A 21,624-nucleotide genomic window follows, 5' to 3' on the forward strand; every position below is an offset into this window, starting at 1 on the left:
ATTTCACCTCTCATGCTATATGTTCTGTTTCTTTAATTTCATCAACGCTTACGTAGTAGCCATCATCATAATCGAATGAACGATAGATTAAGCAAGCTAAAATACCAACGCCGCCGATTGCTGCAATCCAGAACCAGCTAAATACTAATGCAAAACCTGCAAGACCGAAGAATGCAGACATAATAATAGGCACACCAGAGTTACTTGGCATGTGAATTGGTTTTAATTCTTCTGCAGCTGGTGTAACTGTTTCTCCGCGTTTTTTCATGAACCAGAAAGCATCAGATTCTTTAATTTCAGGAAGTTTCGCGAAGTTGTAATGTTGTACAGGAGATTGAGTTGCCCATTCAAGTGTACGGCCGTCCCATGGATCTCCAGTTGTGTCACGTTCACCGTGACGAGCACTCCAAATTACGTTATAGCAAAGGATTAGGAAGCCAATACCCATCATTACAGCACCAACAGATGCGATTTGGTTTAGCCAGCCCCATCCAAGACTTTCAGAGTAAGTGTACATACGACGAGTCATACCGTCTAAACCTAAGAAGTACATTGGGAAGAAACAGATGTTAAATCCGCTCATAAAGATCCAGAATGTCCATTTACCTAGGCGTTCGTTTAACATATGACCTGTCATTTTTGGATACCAGAATGTGAATCCAGCAAGCATAGCGAATACTGTACCTGCGATTAATACGTAGTGGAAGTGAGCAATTAGGAAGTAGCTGTTATGGTATTGATAATCAGCTGCTGCCATTCCAAGCATAACCCCTGTAACTCCACCAACTACGAAGTTTGGAATAAATGCCAATGACCAAAGCATTGGAACTGTAAAACGAATACGTCCTTTATACAGTGTAAACAACCAGTTAAAGATCTTAACCCCGGTTGGAATCGAAATCGCCATTGTCGAGATCGAGAAGAATGAGTTAACCGCTGGACCTGCACCCATCGTGAAGAAATGGTGAAGCCATACGACGAAACTTAGTAAAGAAATTGCGACCATCGAATACACCATCGCACTGTAACCAAATAGACGCTTACGTGAGAATGTACTAATGATTTCAGAGAAAATACCGAATGCCGGTAAAATAACGATATATACTTCAGGATGACCCCATACCCAGAATAGGTTGGCCCAGAGCATTGGCATACCGCCGCTCGCCATCGTAAAGAAGTGAGCATCGAATAGACGGTCAAATGTCATTAATGCAAGAGCAACTGTTAATACTGGGAAAGCGAAAATAATGATAACTGTTGTAATTAAGATTGACCAAGTAAACATTGGCATTCTCATTAAAGTCATACCAGGTGTACGCATTTTTAAGATAGTAACAAGGAAGTTAATACCTGTCATTAACGTACCAAGACCTGAAATCTGTAATGCAATTGCGTAGTAGTTATTTCCTACTCCAGAAGTAAACTCTGTACCTGCCATTGGGAAGTAAGAAGTCCACCCAGCGTCTGGAGAACCACCGATTACGAAAGCGATGTTGAATAACATTGCTCCGATAAAGAATAACCAGAAACTTAAAGCATTTAAGAACGGATATGCAACGTCACGAGCACCAATTTGTAATGGTACTACAAGGTTCATTAATCCCATAACGAATGGCATTGCCATGAAAAGAATCATTACTGTACCATGTGTTGTAAAGATTCCGTTATAGTGTTCAGCGTTTAAATAAGTTGTTTCTGGGAATGTTAACTGTGCACGGATCATTAAACCATCCATACCACCACGGAATAACATGATAACCGCAGAAATAATATACATGGCTCCGATTTTTTTATGGTCAACAGTTGTTAACCATTCGTCCCAAAGCCACTTCCATTTTTTATACTTTGTTAGTACGAAAATGATTGCTAATGTCACAAGAACGATAGAAGCGTCTGCACCGTAAATAATCGGGTCACCTGTGACAAAGAATTCATCAAGCTTCACTGTGTTCACTCCAATCTGTTGGAATAATAGCTATTATTTTTTGTTTTTGTAGTAGTTGTAATCACAATATTCAAGTGATTTTGGATCTACATAACTTAAGTGATGACTAGAGAACGTCATACGACCAACTACACCAGGTTTAACAATTTCGTTGTACTTATCTTCTGTTAGTTTAGGAGCAGTTTGTTGTACTTCTTTTACCCACTTGTCATACTTCTCTTTAGTTTTTGCTTCAACTTCGAACTCCATGTGAGTGAATCCTTCACCAGAGAAGTTCGCGCTACGGCCTAGGTAAGAACCTGGCTTATCAGCTTGTAAATAAAGATCCATAATCATACCGTCCATAGTGTACTTCATACCACCAAGTTCTGGTACCCAGAAAGCATTCATTGGACCTACAGAAGTAAGCTTAAATTGAATTGGTACACCAGCTGGGATATTTAAATAGTTAACGGTTTCAATTTTTTCCTCTGGGTAACTGAATAACCATTTCCAGTTTGCAGATGTAACGTAAATTTCAACTGGTTTAATATGTTTGGACTCTTCCGGAACCTCTTCCGAAGCGTAAGTTGCTTTTACTGTTGGAATCGATAATGCGATAACGATAATAACAGGAACAAGCGTCCAAATAATTTCTAATAATGTGTTACCGTGTTGATCAGGTGGCTCGTAGTCCATATTCTCTGGTTTTTCACGATAACGAATCAAGATGACTGTAAACAAGATGAATACAATTGCGATAATTAATGACATAAGCAAGAATGACCAAACAATTAAATCATACTGTGCTTTTGCAACAGGTCCTTGCGGATTTAATACTGCGAGTTTCTTATCACAGCCACCGAGGAACAGAAGTAATGATAACGGAAGAAGCGAAGCCAGCTTCCAAAACGTTTTCTTTAGTTGCACGATTGAAAATCTCCTTTCTCCTTGGATTGAAACTATGCCAATAAAACAATATAAACCTATTAATTTATAGATGGCAATAGTTTTTGAGATATTGTTAAAAAATAGACACAAATGCACACTTTTTAAGGTGAATATCATTTGTAACTTGATTACATTGTAAACTATTTTCCAGAGAAAAACGTGATTGTAGAAATTTTAAGATAAATAAAGTTATACCAAGATATCCAAGAAATAGAAAAAAACTATCTTATTATAAGAAAGATAGCAGAATATTTTATATATTTAGTTTACTTGTTTTTTTATGTTTATTTGTTGTTCAAATGTGACAATTTTTTTATATTTAACTTCCTATAAAATATAACAAATAATCATAAATAGAATACCGCAATCAAGAGCTATTCTCTGACCTGGAATGAATGCTAAACTAATAAATGTGAACAATAATTCACAGAATCTTTCTAGCAAACTAGTAAGAAGAAAGGTACAATGATAGGAGGTATGTCTGTAAAATAATAATTAATGGAGTTTTGTTTAAAATGAAAAAGTTAAAATATCTTTTTGTTTTTGGAATTATATTGGCTGCCGCGTTTTTTATAGGGAAAGATAAAATTATACAAAAGGCGCAAGTGTTCCGTTTAGAGTTTCTATCTGAAATGAAAGAAGCGACTATGATTGAAAATGTACCGTTTATAAAACAGTTGCCAGAATTACCTCGTGGATGTGAAGTTACAAGTTTGGCTATGTTGCTGCAATACAAAGGTATACAAGTAGATAAGATGCAACTTGCTAGCGAGATTCATCGTGTTCCATTTGAGCAAAATGGTTTACGTGGAAATCCTTATGAGGGGTTCGTTGGAAATATTTATACGAAGGCAGAGCCAGGATATGGTGTATATAACCAACCTATTTTTAATTTAGCAGAAAAATATATTCCTGGAAAAGTAGTTAATTTAACAGGTAGAGATGTGCAAGATATGTATAAAGTAGTTAGTTCTGGGGCGCCAGTATGGGTCATTATTAATACAACGTTTAAACCACTAGCTGAGAGTAGTTTTGAAACATGGAATACAAGCTCTGGCGAAGTGAAAATTACATATTATGAACATAGTGTAGTAATAGTTGGGTATGATCAAAACTTTATATATGTAAATGATCCACTTAAAAATAATCCACGTTTTGCTGTTCCGCGAGCAGAGTTTGAGAAAGCTTGGGAGCAAATGGGGAAACAAGCGATTACTATTTTATAATACTGAAAAGTCATCTTTTTGATGGCTTTTTATTTTTAAGTCACTATAATAGAAAATTCAGAAGATTCTTTTAAAAGGAAACAATTCACGTTATAATAACATTTAACTTAGTGAAGAAGGGATGAAGAGAAATGGATGTCGCAAAGGAACTTGTTTTATTAAAGAATCAGTTGATTGAGTGGAGAAGGCATTTTCATAAGTATCCAGAGTTATCTTTTCAAGAAGAAAAAACATCACAGTTTGTATTCGATATACTTCGGAAAATCCCGCATTTAGAAGTGTCAAAACCTACTAAATATAGTGTAATGGCAAGGTTAATTGGTAAACAGCCTGGTAAAACTATCGCGGTTCGTGCTGACATGGATGCTCTTCCTATTCACGAAGAAAATGAGTTTGATTTTATTTCTACATATCCAGGTGTGATGCATGCATGTGGCCATGATGGACATATTGCGATATTACTTGGGGTTGTACATAAGTTGGTAGAGGAAAGAGAGAAGGTTAAAGGGGAGATTCGCTTTCTCTTCCAACATGCAGAAGAAAACTTTCCTGGCGGTGCAGAGGAAATGGTTGCAGCGGGTGTAATGGAAGGTGTGGATTATATTATTGGTGCTCACCTTTGGGCAGCGTTACAGGTTGGTAAAATAGGTGTAATTTATGGTCCTGCAATGGCAGCCCCAGATGTTTTTAAAATTACAATAGAAGGAAAAGGTGGACATGCTGGAATCCCTCATGAAACGGTTGATAGTATTGCAATCGGTACACAAGTTGTTGCGCAACTTCAGCAAATTGTATCTCGCCTCACAGATCCGTTAGATTCTCTTGTAGTATCTGTTACGCAATTTCATGCTGGAACAACACATAATGTGATTCCAGAACAAGCGGAGATTGAAGGGACAGTGCGGAGTTTAAGACATGAGTTGCGAGAAGTAACAGAGAAAAGGATTGAACGGATTGTGAAGCATGTGACGGAAGCTTACGGGGCGAAATATACGTTTTCTTATGAATATGGGTATCGACCGGTAGTAAATGATTATGAAGTTACAGAGGTTATTGAGCAAACAGCATTACAGCTTTATGGAAGGGAACAAGTTACTCGTTTACAGCCGACGATGGCTGGGGAAGATTTTTCAGCGTTTTTACAAAAGGCGCCAGGGACATTCTTTTTTATCGGAGCGGGAAATAAGGAGAAAGGAATTATATATCCTCATCATCACCCTCGTTTTACGATTGATGAAAATGCATTACCGATTGGTGTAGAAGTCTTTGTATCATCCATTATGAATTTTATAAGTAAAGGAGAATGAGATGAAGAAAATACACGTATTAGCGCTTATTCCAGTTTTTTGTTTAGTTATTGGCCCCATATTTGCTAATTCAGTTACTCCTTACGTATTAGGGATGCCATTTTTATTATTTTGGGTATTATTATCGGTGCTCATTACGTCTCTTTGTATGGGACTTGTGTACGTATTTGATCCTGCTAATAAGGGGGATGTGAAATGACTGCATTACTTATTATTATATTATTTTTGTTTCTCGCACTATTTTTAGGAATTCGGGCACAACATGGAAAAGATATGAATTTAGAGCAATGGTCAGTTGGAGGAAGAGGCTTTGGCACTATTTTTGTTTTTCTTCTGATGGCAGGTGAAATTTATACGACGTTCACATTTTTAGGTGGAAGTGGATGGGCGTATAGTAAAGGAGCGCCTACTTTCTATATTTTAGGTTACGGTGCATTAGCTTATATTTTATCTTACTTTTTATTGCCTCCAGTTTGGAAGTATGCGAAAGAGCATAATCTTGTTTCACAGCCAGATTTTTTTGTGAAGAAATATAAGAGTCAGACACTTGGCATAATCGTTTCTATTATTGGGGTTATTTCGATTATCCCCTATCTTGTTTTACAGTTAAAAGGATTAGGTATAATCGTTTCGGAAGCGTCTTACGGAAGGGTATCACCAGTTATTGCGGTGTGGATTGGTGCAATTGTCATAACGATATATGTAATGGTTTCAGGCATACACGGTTCTGCTTGGACAGCCGCTTTGAAGGATATTATGATCCTGTTTATCGTTATGTTTTTAGGTATATATTTACCGTATCATTATTACGGAGGATTTCAGCCGATGTTCGAAGCGGTAGAAGCAGCGAAACCAGGATTTTTATCTTTACCCGATGAAGGAATGAGTATTTCTTGGTTTGTTTCTACTATTGTATTAACAGCTCTCGGTTTCTATATGTGGCCCCATACATTTGCTTCTGCTTTCTCTGCAAAAAATGAAAAAGTATTTAGGAAAAACGCGGCGATCATGCCCCTTTATTCTTTAGTATTGCTTTTCGTATTCTTTGCAGGTTTTGCAGCTATCTTGCAAGTTCCAGGGTTAAAGGGAGGGGATGTAGACCTTTCGTTATTCCGTCTCGCTCTTCAAACCTTTGACCCATGGTTTATTGGTATTATTGGTAGCGCAGGAGTATTAACAGCATTAGTTCCAGGTTCTATGCTTGTTATGGCGTCATCTACGTTGTTAGCAAAAAACATTTACCGAACAATGGTCCCATCTGCTTCAGATAGACAAGTTGCTAAAGCTGCAAAATTATTTGTGCCTGTAGTAACGCTTGTAGCTGTTTTGTTCACTTTTAAAGGTGGAGAAACGATAGGGGCTCTTCTTTTAATGGGATACAGTATAGTGACACAACTGTTCCCTGCACTTGTATGTAGTTTGTTTCCACGTCAAATCATTACGAAGCAAGGGGCAATTGCAGGAATGGGGATTGGGTTGTTAGTGGTCGCGTATATTACTTTATCCGGTTCAACTATAGCTACGATGTTTCCGGATTTCCCTCAATATATAAAAGATTTAAATGTAGGTATAGTTGCATTGTTGATGAATATGATTGTGATGTTTATAGTTAGCGGGTTCACGAAAAATGTGTCTATAAAGACAGACAATATAATAGTAGAAAAGTAATCCGTGTACTAGAGCTATCTTTGAAAAGAGATAGCTCTTTTTTGTATATATTTTCTTCTATTAGCGGAATCTAACTAAAAACGTGTTGAAAAGGAAGTTAGGTGGGGGAATTGTTAGAGTTACAAGGTAACTTATTTGAAGTTATGAAAGAAATTAGGAATGAGTTAGGTTCGCCTAATGATTTAACAATTAGGGAAGTTGCCCTTGCTGGTAGTTTTACACGCTGTGCTGTTATTTTTTTATGTGGGTTAACAGATAAGGATAATGTTTATAAATATGTAGTTCGTACACTTCAATATGAAGAAGTACGAAAAGAAGAAGCTGTTGTTCAAACATTATTGGATCGTTTTATTTCTATTGCGGAAGTTGGTAAGAAGACAACGTTTCCGGATATTATAAATGCGATTTTAGCGGGAGATACAGTTATATTAATTGATAATATTCCAACCGCTATCGTGATTAATAGTAGAGCGTGGGAAAAAAGAAGTTTAGAACCGCCGGTAACAGAAGATTTAATCCGTGGACCAAGAGTTGGGTTAAATGAAGATATTAATGTGAATAAAATGTTAATCCGCCGTGGTTTACGTGATCCGAAGTTACGGTTTCAATCTTATATTATGGGGAAGCGATCGCAGAAAGAAGTAACCCTAGTATATATAGAAGATATTATTAATCCTTATATTGTGAAAGAGCTAAATCGGCGTCTTCAATCAATAGAGACAGATGTCGTCTTTGAGACGGGTACGATTGAGCAATTCATTCAAGATAATAATTTGTCACCGTTTCCGCAGTTTTTGAATACAGAAAGGCCTGATAATATTGTGGCCTCATTAGCGAAAGGAAAGGCAGCTATTTTGGTGGACGGCTCACCGTTTGCCCTTATAGCTCCGCTAGTATTTGTTGACATTTTTCAATCTGTGGAAGATCACTATGAGCGTTGGGTAATTGGGACTTTATTAAGAATTTTGCGGATGGGTTCGGGTATTGCTGCTGTTTTATTACCTGCCATGTACGTAGCGCTTGTATCTTATCATCAAGGGCTTATTCCATCTAAATTAGCTTATTCTATTGCGGGAGCGAGAGAGGGGGTACCATTTCCGGCATATATAGAAACATTAATGATGGCATTAACGATGGAGTTAATACGAGAAGCTGGAATTAGGTTGCCAAAACCGATGGGGCAAACAATTGGGATTGTAGGTGGTCTTGTAATTGGAGAAGCTGCGGTGAACGCAGGGATTGTAAATCCATTTTTAGTAATTATTATTGCAGTTACTGCAATTGCTACCTTTTCTCTCCCTGTATATAGCATTACGATTACGTTTCGGATTTTACTTTTCGTCTTTGTATTAGCAGCGACTGCTTTTGGGCTATATGGAATTATTTTAGCTCTTATTGCACTCGCGGTTCATATTACGAATTTGAAGAGTGTCGGGGTGCCGTATACAACGCCTATTGCTCCTGCATTTTATAAAGATTGGAAAGAAGAACTTATTCGTATGCCAAAATCGATGTTGAAAGAGAGACCGGAATATTTACAAACGAAAGACGCTACATTACGTCCAAAGGAGCGAGAGTAATTGAAACCATTTGAGTATGGCGATGAAGAGATTGGATCTCGGGAAATTGGGTTTGCGGTATCTTCAACAATTATTGGTATAGGGGCATTGTCTATGCCGAGAGATATTGCTAACCAAACTTTATTTTCAGACGGTTGGATTATTTTGCTTCTGGGTGGATTGATATGTGCAGTTTTAGGTTGGTTTGTAACGAGGGTAGCTATTTTATTCCCGAAACAAAACTTTGTTCAATATACGAGTGCGCATTTAACAAAGCCTGTTGCATACACAATTAGTAGCATTTTAGTATTAACGTTTGCTGCTTTGACAGCATATGAGTCACGAATGATTGCGATTATTTCACAAACGTATTTATTTAGTGATACACCAATACAATTACTGTCTTTCCTCTTCTTATTAGTCGTTATTTATGGAATAGCAGGATCAAGAGCTGCCTTATTAAGGTTAAATGTTCTATTCTTACCTATTGTTTTAATTGCGATAGTGCTTCTTTCTTTATTGAATATAAATTTAATGGAAATAAATAATTTACTACCAGCTTTTCAAACGAATATCAGTCAATATGCAGTTGGTGTTAAAAATTCTATTTTTACGTTTATTGGATTTGAGGTAGCTTTATTTTATGCGGTGTTGTTAAACGATAAGACAGCGAAAAAAGCGCCAATGGCAGTTGCGAAAGCGGTGATAGTAAACGTGTTGTCATACATTTTAATTTATGTAACTTGTATAAGTGTTTTTACGTATATGACAACACGCGGGTTGACATATCCAACAATTGAATTAGGAAAGGAAATTGAAATTGGTGGAGGGTTTTTAGAAAGGTTTGATGCGATTTTTTTTACTACTTGGATTATTACTATTTATAACACGACAGCAATGTATTATGACGTCGCATCTTTATTGTTTTGTGCTATGTTTCCGAAAGTGAAGAAACATATTTTTATTTTTGTAAGTGCCCCTATTATTTTTATGGTGAATATGATGCCTAGTAGTTTGAATTCTTTGTCAATCTATGGGACTTATTTAGCTTGGATAGATATGGGGTTTGTTGTGTTAGCACCTTTGCTAGTTTTTATTGTATATAAAATAAAAAGAAGGAATGGTGGAAATGAAACACCTTCTTAAAATTATAATGTTCATGGTTTTAGCTGGATCTATCAGTGGGTGCTCTGAGCTAGAAGAAATAGAAGAAAGGGGATTTGTAGTAGGTGCGGCCTATGATATTGTGAAAAAAAAGAAATCAAATCCAATTATGAAAGGGACGTATCAGATGGTACTTCCCAGTAAGCTAGCACAGCAGGGTGGACAAGGTGGTGGGGGTAGCGAAAATTATATTAATGTTAGTGCAAAAGCAGATAATGTCTTTGAGCAAATACGAATTATTGCCAAAAAAGTTAGTCGCTCATTATTCTTTCCGCACATACAAGTGATAATTTTTTCTAAAGATTTATTATCGAACCCATATGTTCTACAAAATACGTTAGATGTATATATTCGGGATCATGAGATGAGAAGGAATATTCGTTTGTTCGTTTCTAAGAAAGATGCAGAAGCTATTTTAAAACAAAGTGCCAAGCCTGAAAATTTACCAGCGCAGTATATTGATATGTTAGCTGAACATCCTCCGAAAAACGCCCAAATGATTGAGGCCGCAAGAATTGGTGAAGTCCAGGAAAAGATGATTTCCAACCGAAGTTTCGTATTACCTATTCTTGAACTAACAAAACAAGGGGTACAAATGAACGGGGCAGCGTTGTTTCATGGAAAGGATAATAAGTGTGTAGGCAGTTTGAGTGGGGAAGACACATTAGGAATGAATTATATAATAGGTAAAAAAATTGGAGGTTTTTTTACCATTCGTAAAAAGAATCAACTTATTACATATGAAATTCATAAGTTGCATCGGAAAATTAAAGTATCTACAACGAATGTCACAAAACCAGAGTTTAATATTCACTTGTCTTTGGAAGGTACATTGGCTGAGTTACACTTTAGTGATCATAAAAAGGTTTTGAATGAAAAGCGTTTAGAGAAGGATATCTCGGAGGAAATGGAGAAACGCATCCAAAAATCGATTAAGCTTGTTCAAAAAAAATATAAGGTAGATGTATTAGAATTAGGGGAAATATATAAGCGACATAATTATAAAGAGTGGAAAAAGGTAAGTAAGAATTGGGATCAAGGCGAAAATTACTTTAGTAATGCTGAAATTACTGTTCATGTTCATCCGACAATTGAACATTCTGGTTCAGCTTTACCGAAAAGAGTGAAATAAGGTGATGAAAGTTGTTTACTGGATTGGGAATTAGTTGCACGATATTAATGGCGGTTCTTCCGGGAACCATATACTTTATTCATAAGAAACTTACAACGTATGGGGCACAGCCTTGGAATACTGATGCACAAAAAAAGAAACCTAAATAAATTCAGGTTTCTTTCGTGCAAAGCAAATGAAGGGGATACCTTCTATGTATGCTTTGCTTTTATACAAGCCCTAACCAATGTACCAACTGTGTAGAGAGGAATGTCACAACAATGGCGATAACGGTAGGGATTGCAAACGATAAGAATGTCCATTTTGCACTTTTTGTTTCTTTATATATGTTAACCAGTGTTGTTCCACATGGGAAATGAAGAAGTGAGAACAACATTGTGTTTAACGCTGTTAACCAAGTCCAACCATTTTCTAAGAATAGATTTTTAATTTGATTAAAATCGTCTATTTCAGTTAAAGCTCCAGTTGATAAATAAGACATTAATAAAATAGGGATAACAATTTCATTCGCTGGTAGTCCAAGAATGAATGCAGCTAGAATAAATCCATCAAGTCCTAACATTTTAGCGAACGGATCTAGGAAGTTTACAAAATACATAAGTAAGCTTGTGTCACCGATGAAAATGTTAGCTAGTAACCAAGTTAATGCAGCAGCAGGGGCAGCTACAACAACAGCTCGTTTTAAAACATAGACTGATTTGTCGAGTGTCGCACGCACAATTGTATTCCAAACCTTTGGCTTACGGTACGGCGGTAACTCAAGTGTGTAGTGAGTTGGCACACCTTTTAAAGCTGTTTTTGATAGTACCCAAGAAACAGTTAATGTCATAATAACACCAATTACAACCATCCCAACTACAACGCTAGCAGTAACTAATGTTTGCATACTACCTGTATAACCAGCAGCCATAAATAATGAAGCCATTAAAATTAACATAGGCCAGCGACCGTTACAAGGAACGAAGTTGTTTGTTAAGATTGCAAGCATACGTTCACGTGGTGATTCAATAATACGTGTTGACATAATAGCGGCTGCGTTACAACCAAAGCCCATTGCCATGGTTAAAGATTGTTTGCCGTGTGCACCGGAGCGTTTGAATAAGCGATCCATGTTAAATGCGACACGTGGTAAGTATCCATAGTTTTCTAATAGTGCGAACATAGGGAAGAAGATTGCCATAGGTGGTAACATAACACTAATAACAGCACCAATACCACGGAATAAGCCAAGTATTAAAATGCCATGTAACCATTCAGGTGCATGTGCTGCCTGGAACCAAGATGTTAAATATCCTTCGGCCCACCCGAAGAATTCAGCAATCATATCAGACGGTACGTTAGCGCCTGCAATTGTAAGATAAAAAATAATAGATAAAATACCGAGCATAATTGGGAATCCCCAGATTGGAGATGTGAAAATTTTATCTAGTTTTTCGGAACGATACAATTTATCAGTATTTGTATATTGAACAGATTCTTTACATATGTTTGCAGATGTTCGATAAATATCTCCGACAATATCATCGCGTATATCTTCTTTTGAGAGTGTTTGCGCATGTTGAACAATATAGTCTAATGGAAGAGCTTTACTGGCTGAGTGAGATTCCATTAATTACGACCTCCCTTACAAGTGGTTCATTATGGTGTTGTTGAAGTGTAGTTAAGAAATTTTTATCTCCATCTAATATACGTAACGCAATCCAACGTGCTGGATACGTATCACCGAACACTTTATAAATTTGTGGTTCTAATTCTTGAATCATATTTTCAATTTTTTCGCTGTAAGTAATTTTAATTGGTGTTGGAATTAGTTTTTTGTTTGCTACTTTAGCGATGACATTTAGTAAATGACCAATGCCTACTCGGTTACGAGCGGAAATCTTAACTACAGGTACACCGAGTGATTTCGCTAATTTTTTTTCATCAATGATGATGCCTTTTTTCTCAGCTTCATCAATTAAGTTAATACAAATGACTACGTTGCTCGTCATTTCCATCACTTGAAGTGCTAAATTTAAATTTCTTTCCATAGCAGTTGCATCTATAACAACTACAGTTACTTCTGGTTTTTCAAATATAATATAATCTCTCGCTACTTCTTCATCCGCAGAATTTGAATATAGTGAGTAAGTTCCTGGTAAATCTATTAATGTATATTTATTTCCGTTATGTTCATATTCCCCTTCGGCTTTTAAAACAGTTTTTCCCGTCCAGTTTCCAGTATGCTGTTTTAAGCCTGTTAAAGTATTAAATAATGTACTTTTCCCGGTGTTCGGGTTGCCAGCTAAAGCAATACGATGCTTGCTCATCTGAAATCATCTCCTATTAATACCCCGAAAATAAGGGAGCTTTCTTCCTTACGCAGTGCGATAGTTGTGTTGCTTACTTGATAAGCGACCGGATCTCCAAGTGGACTGCGTTGTAATACTTTAATTGTTGCCCCGGGGATAAACCCTAAGTCTAATAAACGTCGTTTCATAGTTCCTTCTAATTGTATCTTCTCAATTTGTACAAACTCTCCTGTTTTAAATTCGGAAAGGGGTTTTGTATTAGCCGATACCATAAAAGTTACCTCATCTCTATATTTTTAGTTGAAGTTTAAAAAGTTTCCTTAGGTAAACTTTTTGCTACTAATATAGTAGACCACATTGGATGATGCTGTCAATTAGTACTTTAAAAATATTCATTTATTTTTAGAATTGTTCCAATTTATTTAGTTGTACTAAATAAATTACTGGAATTCTGCTTAATGTAAATAAAGTAAAAGTGTAAAAGTTAAAAAATACAGTTTAATTGTAAATGTAACTTTAATTAAAAGGGAAAAGAGAGAAAAACATTTACATTGAATTTACATTGTTAAGAATAAATTTACATTACAGCTCAGTTAGTGTGGATTTTGTTGGGTTCTTTAACTATAAATGTTGGGATTCCTAGCTTTTAAGGCGTATTATCGTCATTTACCTAAAATTAAAAATTGCTTAACACTCACATAATATTGTTGTCATAGAATGAATTTGTGTTCGAAAGAAAATGAATTCGAAAAGCGATAATCCAAATGGGGGTACAAGACATGGTTATGAAAAAAGGTATTAAATTTTCTTTAGCAGCTTTAGTGGTAGCAGGAGCGTTAGTTGGATGTGGGAAAGCAGAAGATACAGCTAGTAAAGAGAACGCTAAAGGAAGCGATAATACAAAGCAAGAATTATCAGGTACGATTGCAGCGGCTGGTTCTACAGCTCTTCTACCTCTTGCGGAGGAAGCTGGAAAGAGATTCATGGAGAAAAATTCAAAAGTTTCTATTCAAGTTCAAGGTGGCGGTAGTGGAACTGGGATTAACCAAGTAGCTTCAGGTGCGGTGCAAATTGGTAATTCAGATGTTCCGTCTGCAGATAAAATAAAAGATGCTGAAAAGGCGAAAGAATTAGTAGATAACAAGGTAGCGGGTATCGCATTCGCACTTGTCGTAAATAAAGATGTAAAAGTTGATAATTTAACAGTACAACAAGTACAAGATATCTTCACTGGAAAAGTAACAAACTGGAAAGAAGTAGGCGGGAAAGATGAAAAAATCAACGTAATTAATCGTCCAGCTTCATCTGGTACACGTGCTACATTTGAAAAAACAATTATGAAAGACGCGAAAATTAATGATGGAACTGGTACTACACAAGATTCTAACGGTGCAGTAGAGCAAGCGATTAACTCTACTCCAGGTTCAGTAAGTTATTTAGCAATGTCTTACATGGTTGGCGAGAAAAAGGGTGCGCTACAAACAGTGAAAATTGATGGTGCTGAACCGAAAGTTGAAAACATTTCGTCTGGTAAATATCCATTCTGGTCTTATGAGTACATGGTAACAAAAGGTGAAGCGAAAGAAGCAACAAAAGCATACATTGATTATGTAAAAGGTAAAGATTTTGAAAAGCAAGTAGAAGATATGGGCTACATTCCAATGTCTAAATTAAATAAGTAATCAAATTTATGGGGCTGGCTGCAAGGCCAGTCCTGTTCATTTCAATCTGTGAAGTGGGGTCTGTCCTGTGATGAAGGGGAAAAAACAAATTAATTATGTGAAAAGTGAATATATAGGAAGAACACTTGTTACATTTTGTGGTATTTTTATTGTTTTAATTACATTAGCTATTATTGCGTTTATTTGCGGTAAAGGTATTCAATCTTTTACACAAAGTGGTATCTCATTTACTGAGATGTTAACATCGACAAAATGGAATCCAAATGCTGAAGAAGGAACCTTTGGGGCCTTGATTTTTATTGTAGGTTCAACAGTGGTTTCGTTAGGGGCCGTTATTATTAGTGCGCCGATTGCTATAGCTCTTGCTATATTCATGAATTTAATTTCGCCGAAGTTTGGAAATAAAGTATTGAAGCCTGTTTTAGAATTATTAGTTGGTATTCCGTCAGTAGTATACGGATTATTAGGGGTTACAATTTTAGTTCCATTATTACGTGATTCGTTTGGGGGAGTGGGCTTTAGTTTAATTGCGGGTATTGTTGTATTAAGTATTATGATTTTACCTACTATTGCTAGTATCGCTTCTGATGCAATACGCTCTGTCCCATTTGATTATTTAGAAGCTTCTTATGGTCTAGGGTCAACGAAATGGCAAGCGGTTAGCCGAGTGATTGTTCCTGCTGCAAAAAAAGGGATTTTAACAGGTATTGTTTTAGGTTTAGCGCGTGCGTTTGGTGAAGCGTTAGCGGTTCAAATGGTAATCGGAAACACGATTAAATTACCAGAAGGAATATATAGTCCGACAGCAACGTTAACAGGTATTTTGACAATGGATATGACAAATACATTGAACGGAACTGCTTGGAACAATGCGCTATGGACTTTAGCGATGATTTTACTTGTTATTTCATTCCTGTTTATTTTAGTAATTCGAGCGATTGGGCAAAGAGGTGAGCGATAATAATGAATGCAAGAACGGTAAATAAAATTTGGACAGGTATTTTTTATGCAGTTGCGGCTTTAGTTGTAGCGCTGTTAGTGTTCTTGGTGTTTGAAATTTTACAAAAGGGATGGGGATTTTGGGATCCTAATTTCTTGTTTGGAGAACCAAGCAATACAAGAGCTGGTGGTGGAATTGGTCCGCAGTTATTCAATTCCTTCTACATGCTTGTTATAACGCTTATTATATCTATTCCTCTTGGATTAGGTGCTGGAATATATCTGGCCGAGTATGCAAAACAAGGGCGTTTTTTAAGTTTTGTTCGTTTATGTATTGAGACGATGGCCTCGTTACCTTCTATTGTTGTTGGCTTATTCGGTTTGTTAGTATTCGTTACAATGACAGGCTGGGGATACACAGTAATGGGTGGTGCTCTTGCTTTAACGATTTTAAACTTACCAGGTTTAACACGTGTTTGTGAAAATGCCATTTCAGAAGTTCCTCATAATGTAAAAGAGGCAAGTCTTGGATTAGGTGCAACGAAGTGGCAAACAATTGCTCGTATTATTATCCCATCGTCATTACCACAAATTATTACAGGTATTATTTTAGCGGCGGGTCGTATATTTGGGGAAGCGGCGGCATTAATTTACACAGCAGGTTTAACATCTCCAATTTTAAATTCAGCAGTGGAGTTATCAAGTCCTGCGCATCCTTTAAATCCATTTAGGCCAGCTGAAACGTTAGCAGTTCACATTTGGAAGTTAAATTCGGAAGGGTTTATCCCAGATGCGAAGTTGATTGCAACGAAATCTGCAGCTGTATTAATTATTATGGTGTTACTTTTCAATGTTATTTCACGCTTAATAGCATCTGTATTACACAAACGTTTTACAGGAACGAAAAGAAAAAGTAAAACGACGAAGAAAGTAAAAGTGGCATAAAATATAAAGAGGAACTCTCTATTTATAAGTAGGGAGTTCTTTTGTATTTTAATATAGAAGGAATAGATGTAATGATTGTTGAATTTGTAATTGATTATATAGATGAATAGGTACGGATGAGAGGAGAAGTTAATTTGTTTTTTCTGCAAATGTCAGGTTTTCCTGGATCGGGAAAATCGACAGTTTCTAAGTATATAGCGAAGTCAACAGGTGCTGTAATTGTAGATCATGACGTTTTGAAATCGGCATTGTTACAATCATTAAAAATGAAAGGGGTTGAATCGACAATTGTTGGAGGAGTATCATACGATGTTGAATGGGCATTGATTGATTCTTATTTAGAACAAGGGCATAGTGTTATATTGGATAGTCCATGTCTATCCCGCATTTAACGGGCAGTAAGACCCCCACCTCAAAATTCAGCGAAAGCAAAGAAGTTAGGTGGGGATCAACTGCCCGTAAAAGCCCGATTGGTTCAACTAATAATCAGTGGGGGATGAACACCCCCCCCACTGATTAAAGTTTCACTTTATATGAAGGGATGGTTGAAAAAGGAATGAAACTGTCTAATAAACATGGTGTCAAATATAAATATGTCGAATGTTATCTTAATGATATGGAAGAGATTGATAATAGGCTACAAACACGTAAACGTATGGTCAGTCAGATTGGAAAAGTGGATTCGGAAGTAGCTTTTAAAAAGTGGTTAGATGGTAGTAAAAGACCTTTAAATAGTGAATATCTTATTGTAGATTCTGGTAAACCTCTAGAGCGATATGCTCAAAAAATGATGGATTATATCGGTAAGTAGAGAAAAGGCGTTATCTTCGTTCTTGAAGATAACGCCTTTTTCTTTAAATATCAGGTGTTTCTGTAGAAGTATTTATTTTTCTACGAGAGCGTCTTTTTCTCCCGATTTTATCTAATAGTTCATACACAACTGGAACGACTACTAATGTAAGAACGGTTGAGACTGCTAAACCACCGATAACAACGACGGCAAGACTTTTTGATACCATGCTTCCGGCTTGCGATTGACCAAATAGGAGAGGGAGCATAGCAACGATTGTCGTTATAGCTGTCATAATAATTGGACGTAATCTAGTAGATCCCGCTTCTAGTAAGGCTTCTCTTGTTTCCATTCCGTGTTCCCGATTTTGTTGGACTCTTTCTATTAATACAATAGCGTTTGTAACGACAATTCCGATTAACATTAATGCGCCGATTAAGGAATTTACATCAACAGGTGTTCCTGAAATGATTAATCCTAAAATGCCGCCGACAGCAGCTAATGGCAAGGAGAACAAAATTGCAAAAGGAGCGCGCGCTTGTCCGAAGGTGATAACCATAATTAAATATACAATCCCGATTGCAATCCCCATAATCTTGAATAAATCTGTGAAGTTCTCTTGCATAGATTCAGTTGCACCTGCAATAGTTACTTTTGCGCCGCTAGGTAAATCTAAGTTAGCTATCACTTCGTTTACTTCTTTGTTCACTTTACTTAAATCTTCATTTGAGGCCTCGGCAGTAATTTGAATCGTTTCTTTTCCGTCTTTATGGAAGACTTCTGTTTGAAGTTGCTTTTCTGAAATAGTTGCAATGTCTTTTAAAGGAGTTGGTCCATTGGTAGGTGATAGTATGTTTGTGTTTAAAATGTCTTCTTGTTTCGTAATGTTTTCTTTTTTGTATTCTATTATAATAGTTGTTTTTTCATTATTGATTGAAACTTCACCAATAGGTGATTTCTTCATAAGGAATGCTACTTGTTGTGCTGCTAATTCTGGTGTTAATCCTAGTTGTTCGGCCTTTGTTTGATCGACATGGATTTGCCATTCTTTCTTAGAGTCTTCTAAATTCGTTTTTACTTTAGAGAGAGCACTTATATCTTTTAGTTTTGTTTCTACCATAGTAGCAGTCTCTTTTAAATTTGTTTCGTTAGTGGCTGTTACGTTAAATTGCAAATTGTTTCCGCCGCCAGAGCTTGAATAACTCATTTTTATATAATCAAGTTCAGCGGGCTCAAAAGTTTTCTGTTCTTGTTTTAACTCTTTAATATATTGATCGATATCAGAACCTTTTTTGAAGACTACCAATATACTTGCAAGATTATTTTTAGTCGTTTGCCCCCATTGTGCATCTTCTGCGCTAGATCCCATCCGTAAAATAACATCCGTTACATCCGAATTAGAAAGTAGCTTTTTTTCGAAGTCAAAGGCTTTTTGTTTTTGCGTTTCAGGAGCGTAATCAGCTGGGAAAGTCATGTTAATAGATAACATTGTGTCGTCTTCAGATTTTATATTCGCTTTCGGTAGTAATACATAGGCTGCAATCGATCCTGCGAATAATAATAAAGAAGTAAGTAGAATAATGAATTTATGCGAAAGAGCCCACTTTAATGTAGCGACATATCGTGGTGAAGAACTTGGTTTTTTGTGCTTTGTTTTTTTGAGCAGTAAAAAAGCCATAAGAGGAACAACTGTTAGTGCAACAATTAAGGATGATAGTATAGAATATACAACTGCTAATACCATAGGTAACATTAATTTTCCGATTACCCCTGATACAAGGCCGATAGGTAAGAAGACAGCGACTGTTGTTAAAGTAGAAGAAGTAATTGCGACGGCGACCTCTTTCGTTGCATTGAGAATAATATCTTTAGAGAAAGGTTCTTTTTGCAAACGACGGAAAATATTTTCAATGACAACGATGCTATCATCGACGAGACGTCCAACTGCAACAGCTAAACCACCAAGTGTTAAAGTGTTAAGTGTGATGTTAGATTGGTGTAGTAAAAAGAGAGTTAATAAAATAGATAACGGAATACTGACAACAGCGATGAGTGTCGTTCGGAAGTTACGCAGAAAGATTAAGATAATTAGAGTAGCGGCAATTGCTCCAAGAATTACTTCTTTTCCCATACTAGTAACAGCATTTTCAACTTGCTCATGAGTTGAGGCTAAAAGTTTAATAGAAAACTGATCTTTATATTGTTTACTTATATCTTTGATTTTTTTATCAATTTCTTTTCCGATTGCAACCGCATTTTTGCTTGGCTCTTTCATGATGATTAATCCAGTGCCTTCTTCTCCGTTTATATGTGAAATTGTATCGTAGTGTTGTTTAAGTTCAACTTGAGCAACGTCCTGCAATTTTACTTGAGGTGCAACGGTGACGTTTTTAATGTCATCTACATTTTTGATATCCCCAATGACGCGAAGATTATATTCTTCTTTATTAACGGTAACGGCTCCAGCAGGAGTGGAAGTTTCTTTTCCTTGTAAAACTTTTAATGTTTGTTCTGTTGTTACGTTTTTATCTTTTAATTGGTTTGGGTCTAGTATGATAGATAATTCAGAAGCTGATTTTCCGAAAAACATAACGTTGGCAACACCATCAATGCTTTCGAGTTGTGGTACGATTTCTTTTTCGATTTGTTTTTCATCTGCTTTTGAAAATCCGTTTTGCTTCTGGATAGCAATTTGGGCGAGTGGAATCATAGAAGTATTTAATTGGCTAACTATGGGTTTAGTTGCATCTTTAGGTAATTTAATTGTATTAATGGCCTTTTCAACTTCGCGTGCTGCATCTTTCATATTTGCCTTTGATGTATACGCAATATCGATGCGTGATAATCCTTCGTGCGTAGAAGAGGTGATGGTATCGACGTGTTCTAAATTCCGGAATTGTTTTTCAAGGGGGTCAGTTACTTCTTTCGTCATTGCTTCAGCATCGAGTCCTGGAGATAAGGTTGTGACAGTGACTGCGGGGTTATCGATGCTAGGTAAAAACTCCATAGGTAATTTAGAGCCGGAATAAACGCCAAGTATGGAAATGAGAAAAACCATGATGATAACAGCGGCGCGGTTTTTTAATGAAAACTTCGTTAACCTATCCATAAAGTGATTCCTCCATTGGTTTATTTATAGTTGAGTACGTCCTTTCTTACTATATAACAAAAAATGGATATTTTTCATTAATTAAATGTAAAAAAATTCTAACAATAATCTTAAGTTAATGTTTTTGTAGTAATTTCGTTATTTATCTCGCTATTTGCCGGACGAAAAGACTCTCACCTCAAAATTCGGTTGAAGTCGAGTTGTCTGTAAACGCCCGATTCGTTCAACTAATAAGTTGTGTGGAGGAAAAAAGCCAAAAATCAGCATGTTCGCTTTATTAGGCAGCGAAAATACTGATTGGAGGGGGAAGAGGTGAATTTATATCCTTTTTTATATTGTTAGTCTGTAGAGAAGTAAATGATTATGAGCTTTACTATAGAAGAGAATGAAAATCTAGGGAGGGGTTATGAAATGCGGTTTGGTTAAGTCGAGTGTACTGGTATACAATTTAAATAGCTGTTTTCTATAGAGGGGATGAGGTGTATCTATATAGAAGAAAGTAGGATGGATATTTTTTTGTGCTTTTTTATAAAAAACACTTGTTATTTAAAAAACATGATGGTATATTAATAAACGTCGCTGATGCGGAAACGCATAAAACGACAAAAAAGAAATTTTAAAACATAGTTGACATCAAAAAATGAAGATGTTAATATGATGAAGTCGCTTCTGAAGCGGCGGACAAGTTCTTTGAAAACTGAACGAAACAAACAACGTGAAACGTCAATTTTTATTTTAGATGCTAGACAAACTAACTTTATTGGAGAGTTTGATCCTGGCTCAGGATGAACGCTGGCGGCGTGCCTAATACATGCAAGTCGAGCGGATGGATTAAGAGCTTGCTCTTATGAAGTTAGCGGCGGACGGGTGAGTAACACGTGGGTAACCTGCCCATAAGACTGGGATAACTCCGGGAAACCGGGGCTAATACCGGATA

General features: G+C 36.5%; 16 protein-coding genes, 1 rRNA gene and 3 pseudogenes. 13 read left to right on the forward strand and 7 right to left on the reverse strand.

The window, feature by feature from the left end; genetic code table 11:
* Positions 1-10: 10 nt before the first annotated feature.
* The 3 genes and pseudogenes from qoxB to ACTFOB_RS16390 all read right to left on the reverse strand — a co-directional run.
* On the reverse strand, positions 11-1,945 hold the full coding sequence (gene qoxB, locus ACTFOB_RS16380; RefSeq protein ID WP_440027006.1) for a cytochrome aa3 quinol oxidase subunit I: 1,935 nt from the start codon (positions 1,943-1,945) through the stop codon (positions 11-13).
* 33 nt (positions 1,946-1,978) lie between these two features.
* The gene (locus ACTFOB_RS16385) at positions 1,979-2,854 is read right to left on the reverse strand and encodes a cytochrome aa3 quinol oxidase subunit II (RefSeq protein ID WP_001176180.1); all 876 of its coding nucleotides are present in this window, start codon (positions 2,852-2,854) and stop codon (positions 1,979-1,981) included.
* Positions 2,855-3,136: 282 nt separating this feature from the next.
* Positions 3,137-3,289, reverse strand: a pseudogene (locus ACTFOB_RS16390) (amino acid permease); the annotation flags it as partial.
* 101 nt (positions 3,290-3,390) lie between these two features.
* Here ACTFOB_RS16390 and ACTFOB_RS16395 point away from each other — a divergent pair.
* The 7 genes from ACTFOB_RS16395 to ACTFOB_RS16425 all read left to right on the forward strand — a co-directional run bounded on the left by ACTFOB_RS16395 (position 3,391) and on the right by ACTFOB_RS16425 (position 10,931).
* Positions 3,391-4,101 (forward strand): C39 family peptidase, encoded by a 711-nt coding sequence (locus tag ACTFOB_RS16395; RefSeq protein ID WP_440027009.1) that lies wholly within the window; start codon positions 3,391-3,393, stop codon positions 4,099-4,101.
* A 131-nt stretch (positions 4,102-4,232) separates the two neighbouring features.
* Positions 4,233-5,408, forward strand: coding sequence for an amidohydrolase (locus tag ACTFOB_RS16400; RefSeq protein WP_440027010.1), 1,176 nt, complete (start codon positions 4,233-4,235; stop codon positions 5,406-5,408).
* Position 5,409: 1 nt separating this feature from the next.
* Complete coding sequence (locus ACTFOB_RS16405) at positions 5,410-5,607, forward strand: DUF3311 domain-containing protein (protein WP_440027012.1); 198 nt, start codon at positions 5,410-5,412, stop codon at positions 5,605-5,607.
* Positions 5,604-7,076, forward strand: a complete 1,473-nt coding sequence (locus ACTFOB_RS16410; RefSeq protein ID WP_440027014.1) for a sodium:solute symporter family protein — start codon at positions 5,604-5,606, stop codon at positions 7,074-7,076. The genes ACTFOB_RS16405 and ACTFOB_RS16410 overlap by 4 nt, the downstream gene beginning before the upstream one ends.
* A gap of 101 nt (positions 7,077-7,177) precedes the next feature.
* Positions 7,178-8,656 carry a spore germination protein GerLA gene (gerLA, locus tag ACTFOB_RS16415; protein ID WP_440027016.1) on the forward strand — a complete coding sequence of 493 codons (1,479 nt, stop codon included), beginning with the start codon at positions 7,178-7,180 and terminating at the stop codon, positions 8,654-8,656.
* A complete protein-coding gene (gerLB, locus tag ACTFOB_RS16420; RefSeq protein ID WP_440027018.1) occupies positions 8,657-9,781 on the forward strand; it encodes a spore germination protein GerLB in 1,125 nt (374 codons plus the stop codon). It begins immediately after the preceding gene.
* Positions 9,765-10,931 carry a Ger(x)C family spore germination protein gene (locus ACTFOB_RS16425; protein ID WP_440027020.1) on the forward strand — a complete coding sequence of 389 codons (1,167 nt, stop codon included), beginning with the start codon at positions 9,765-9,767 and terminating at the stop codon, positions 10,929-10,931. Before gerLB ends, ACTFOB_RS16425 begins: the two co-directional genes overlap by 17 nt.
* A 208-nt stretch (positions 10,932-11,139) precedes the next feature.
* On the opposite strand, the gene ACTFOB_RS16430 is transcribed toward ACTFOB_RS16425, so the two are convergent.
* The 3 genes from ACTFOB_RS16430 to ACTFOB_RS16440 are packed head-to-tail and all read right to left on the reverse strand — an operon-like array spanning position 11,140 to position 13,494.
* A complete protein-coding gene (locus ACTFOB_RS16430; RefSeq protein WP_440027022.1) occupies positions 11,140-12,540 on the reverse strand; it encodes a nucleoside recognition domain-containing protein in 1,401 nt (466 codons plus the stop codon).
* On the reverse strand, positions 12,518-13,240 hold the full coding sequence (locus ACTFOB_RS16435; RefSeq protein WP_440027024.1) for a FeoB small GTPase domain-containing protein: 723 nt from the start codon (positions 13,238-13,240) through the stop codon (positions 12,518-12,520). The genes ACTFOB_RS16430 and ACTFOB_RS16435 overlap by 23 nt, the downstream gene beginning before the upstream one ends.
* Positions 13,237-13,494, reverse strand: coding sequence for a FeoA family protein (locus ACTFOB_RS16440; RefSeq protein ID WP_000252989.1), 258 nt, complete (start codon positions 13,492-13,494; stop codon positions 13,237-13,239). Before ACTFOB_RS16440 ends, ACTFOB_RS16435 begins: the two co-directional genes overlap by 4 nt.
* A gap of 507 nt (positions 13,495-14,001) precedes the next feature.
* On the opposite strand from ACTFOB_RS16440, the gene ACTFOB_RS16445 reads away from it, so the two are divergent.
* From ACTFOB_RS16445 to ACTFOB_RS16465, 5 genes and pseudogenes are all read left to right on the forward strand, one after another.
* Positions 14,002-14,904 carry a phosphate ABC transporter substrate-binding protein PstS family protein gene (locus ACTFOB_RS16445; RefSeq protein ID WP_440027027.1) on the forward strand — a complete coding sequence of 301 codons (903 nt, stop codon included), beginning with the start codon at positions 14,002-14,004 and terminating at the stop codon, positions 14,902-14,904.
* Positions 14,905-14,974: 70 nt separating this feature from the next.
* The gene (pstC, locus tag ACTFOB_RS16450; protein WP_440027037.1) at positions 14,975-15,865 is read left to right on the forward strand and encodes a phosphate ABC transporter permease subunit PstC; all 891 of its coding nucleotides are present in this window, start codon (positions 14,975-14,977) and stop codon (positions 15,863-15,865) included.
* Positions 15,866-15,867: 2 nt separating this feature from the next.
* The gene (gene pstA, locus ACTFOB_RS16455) at positions 15,868-16,788 is read left to right on the forward strand and encodes a phosphate ABC transporter permease PstA (RefSeq protein ID WP_440027029.1); all 921 of its coding nucleotides are present in this window, start codon (positions 15,868-15,870) and stop codon (positions 16,786-16,788) included.
* 134 nt (positions 16,789-16,922) lie between these two features.
* Positions 16,923-17,165 (forward strand): annotated as a pseudogene (locus tag ACTFOB_RS16460) (AAA family ATPase); the annotation flags it as partial.
* A gap of 152 nt (positions 17,166-17,317) precedes the next feature.
* A pseudogene (locus tag ACTFOB_RS16465) lies at positions 17,318-17,599 on the forward strand (AAA family ATPase); the annotation flags it as partial.
* 43 nt (positions 17,600-17,642) lie between these two features.
* On the opposite strand, the gene ACTFOB_RS16470 reads toward ACTFOB_RS16465, so the two are convergent.
* Positions 17,643-20,687, reverse strand: a complete 3,045-nt coding sequence (locus tag ACTFOB_RS16470; RefSeq protein ID WP_440027031.1) for an efflux RND transporter permease subunit — start codon at positions 20,685-20,687, stop codon at positions 17,643-17,645.
* A gap of 757 nt (positions 20,688-21,444) precedes the next feature.
* On the opposite strand from ACTFOB_RS16470, the gene ACTFOB_RS16475 reads away from it, so the two are divergent.
* Positions 21,445-21,624: ribosomal RNA gene (locus ACTFOB_RS16475) — 16S ribosomal RNA — on the forward strand; the annotation flags it as partial.

Origin of the sequence: Bacillus cereus group sp. MYBK79-1 (assembly GCF_051915365.1) — a bacterium.
Taxonomy (GTDB): Bacteria; Bacillota; Bacilli; order Bacillales; family Bacillaceae_G; genus Bacillus_A.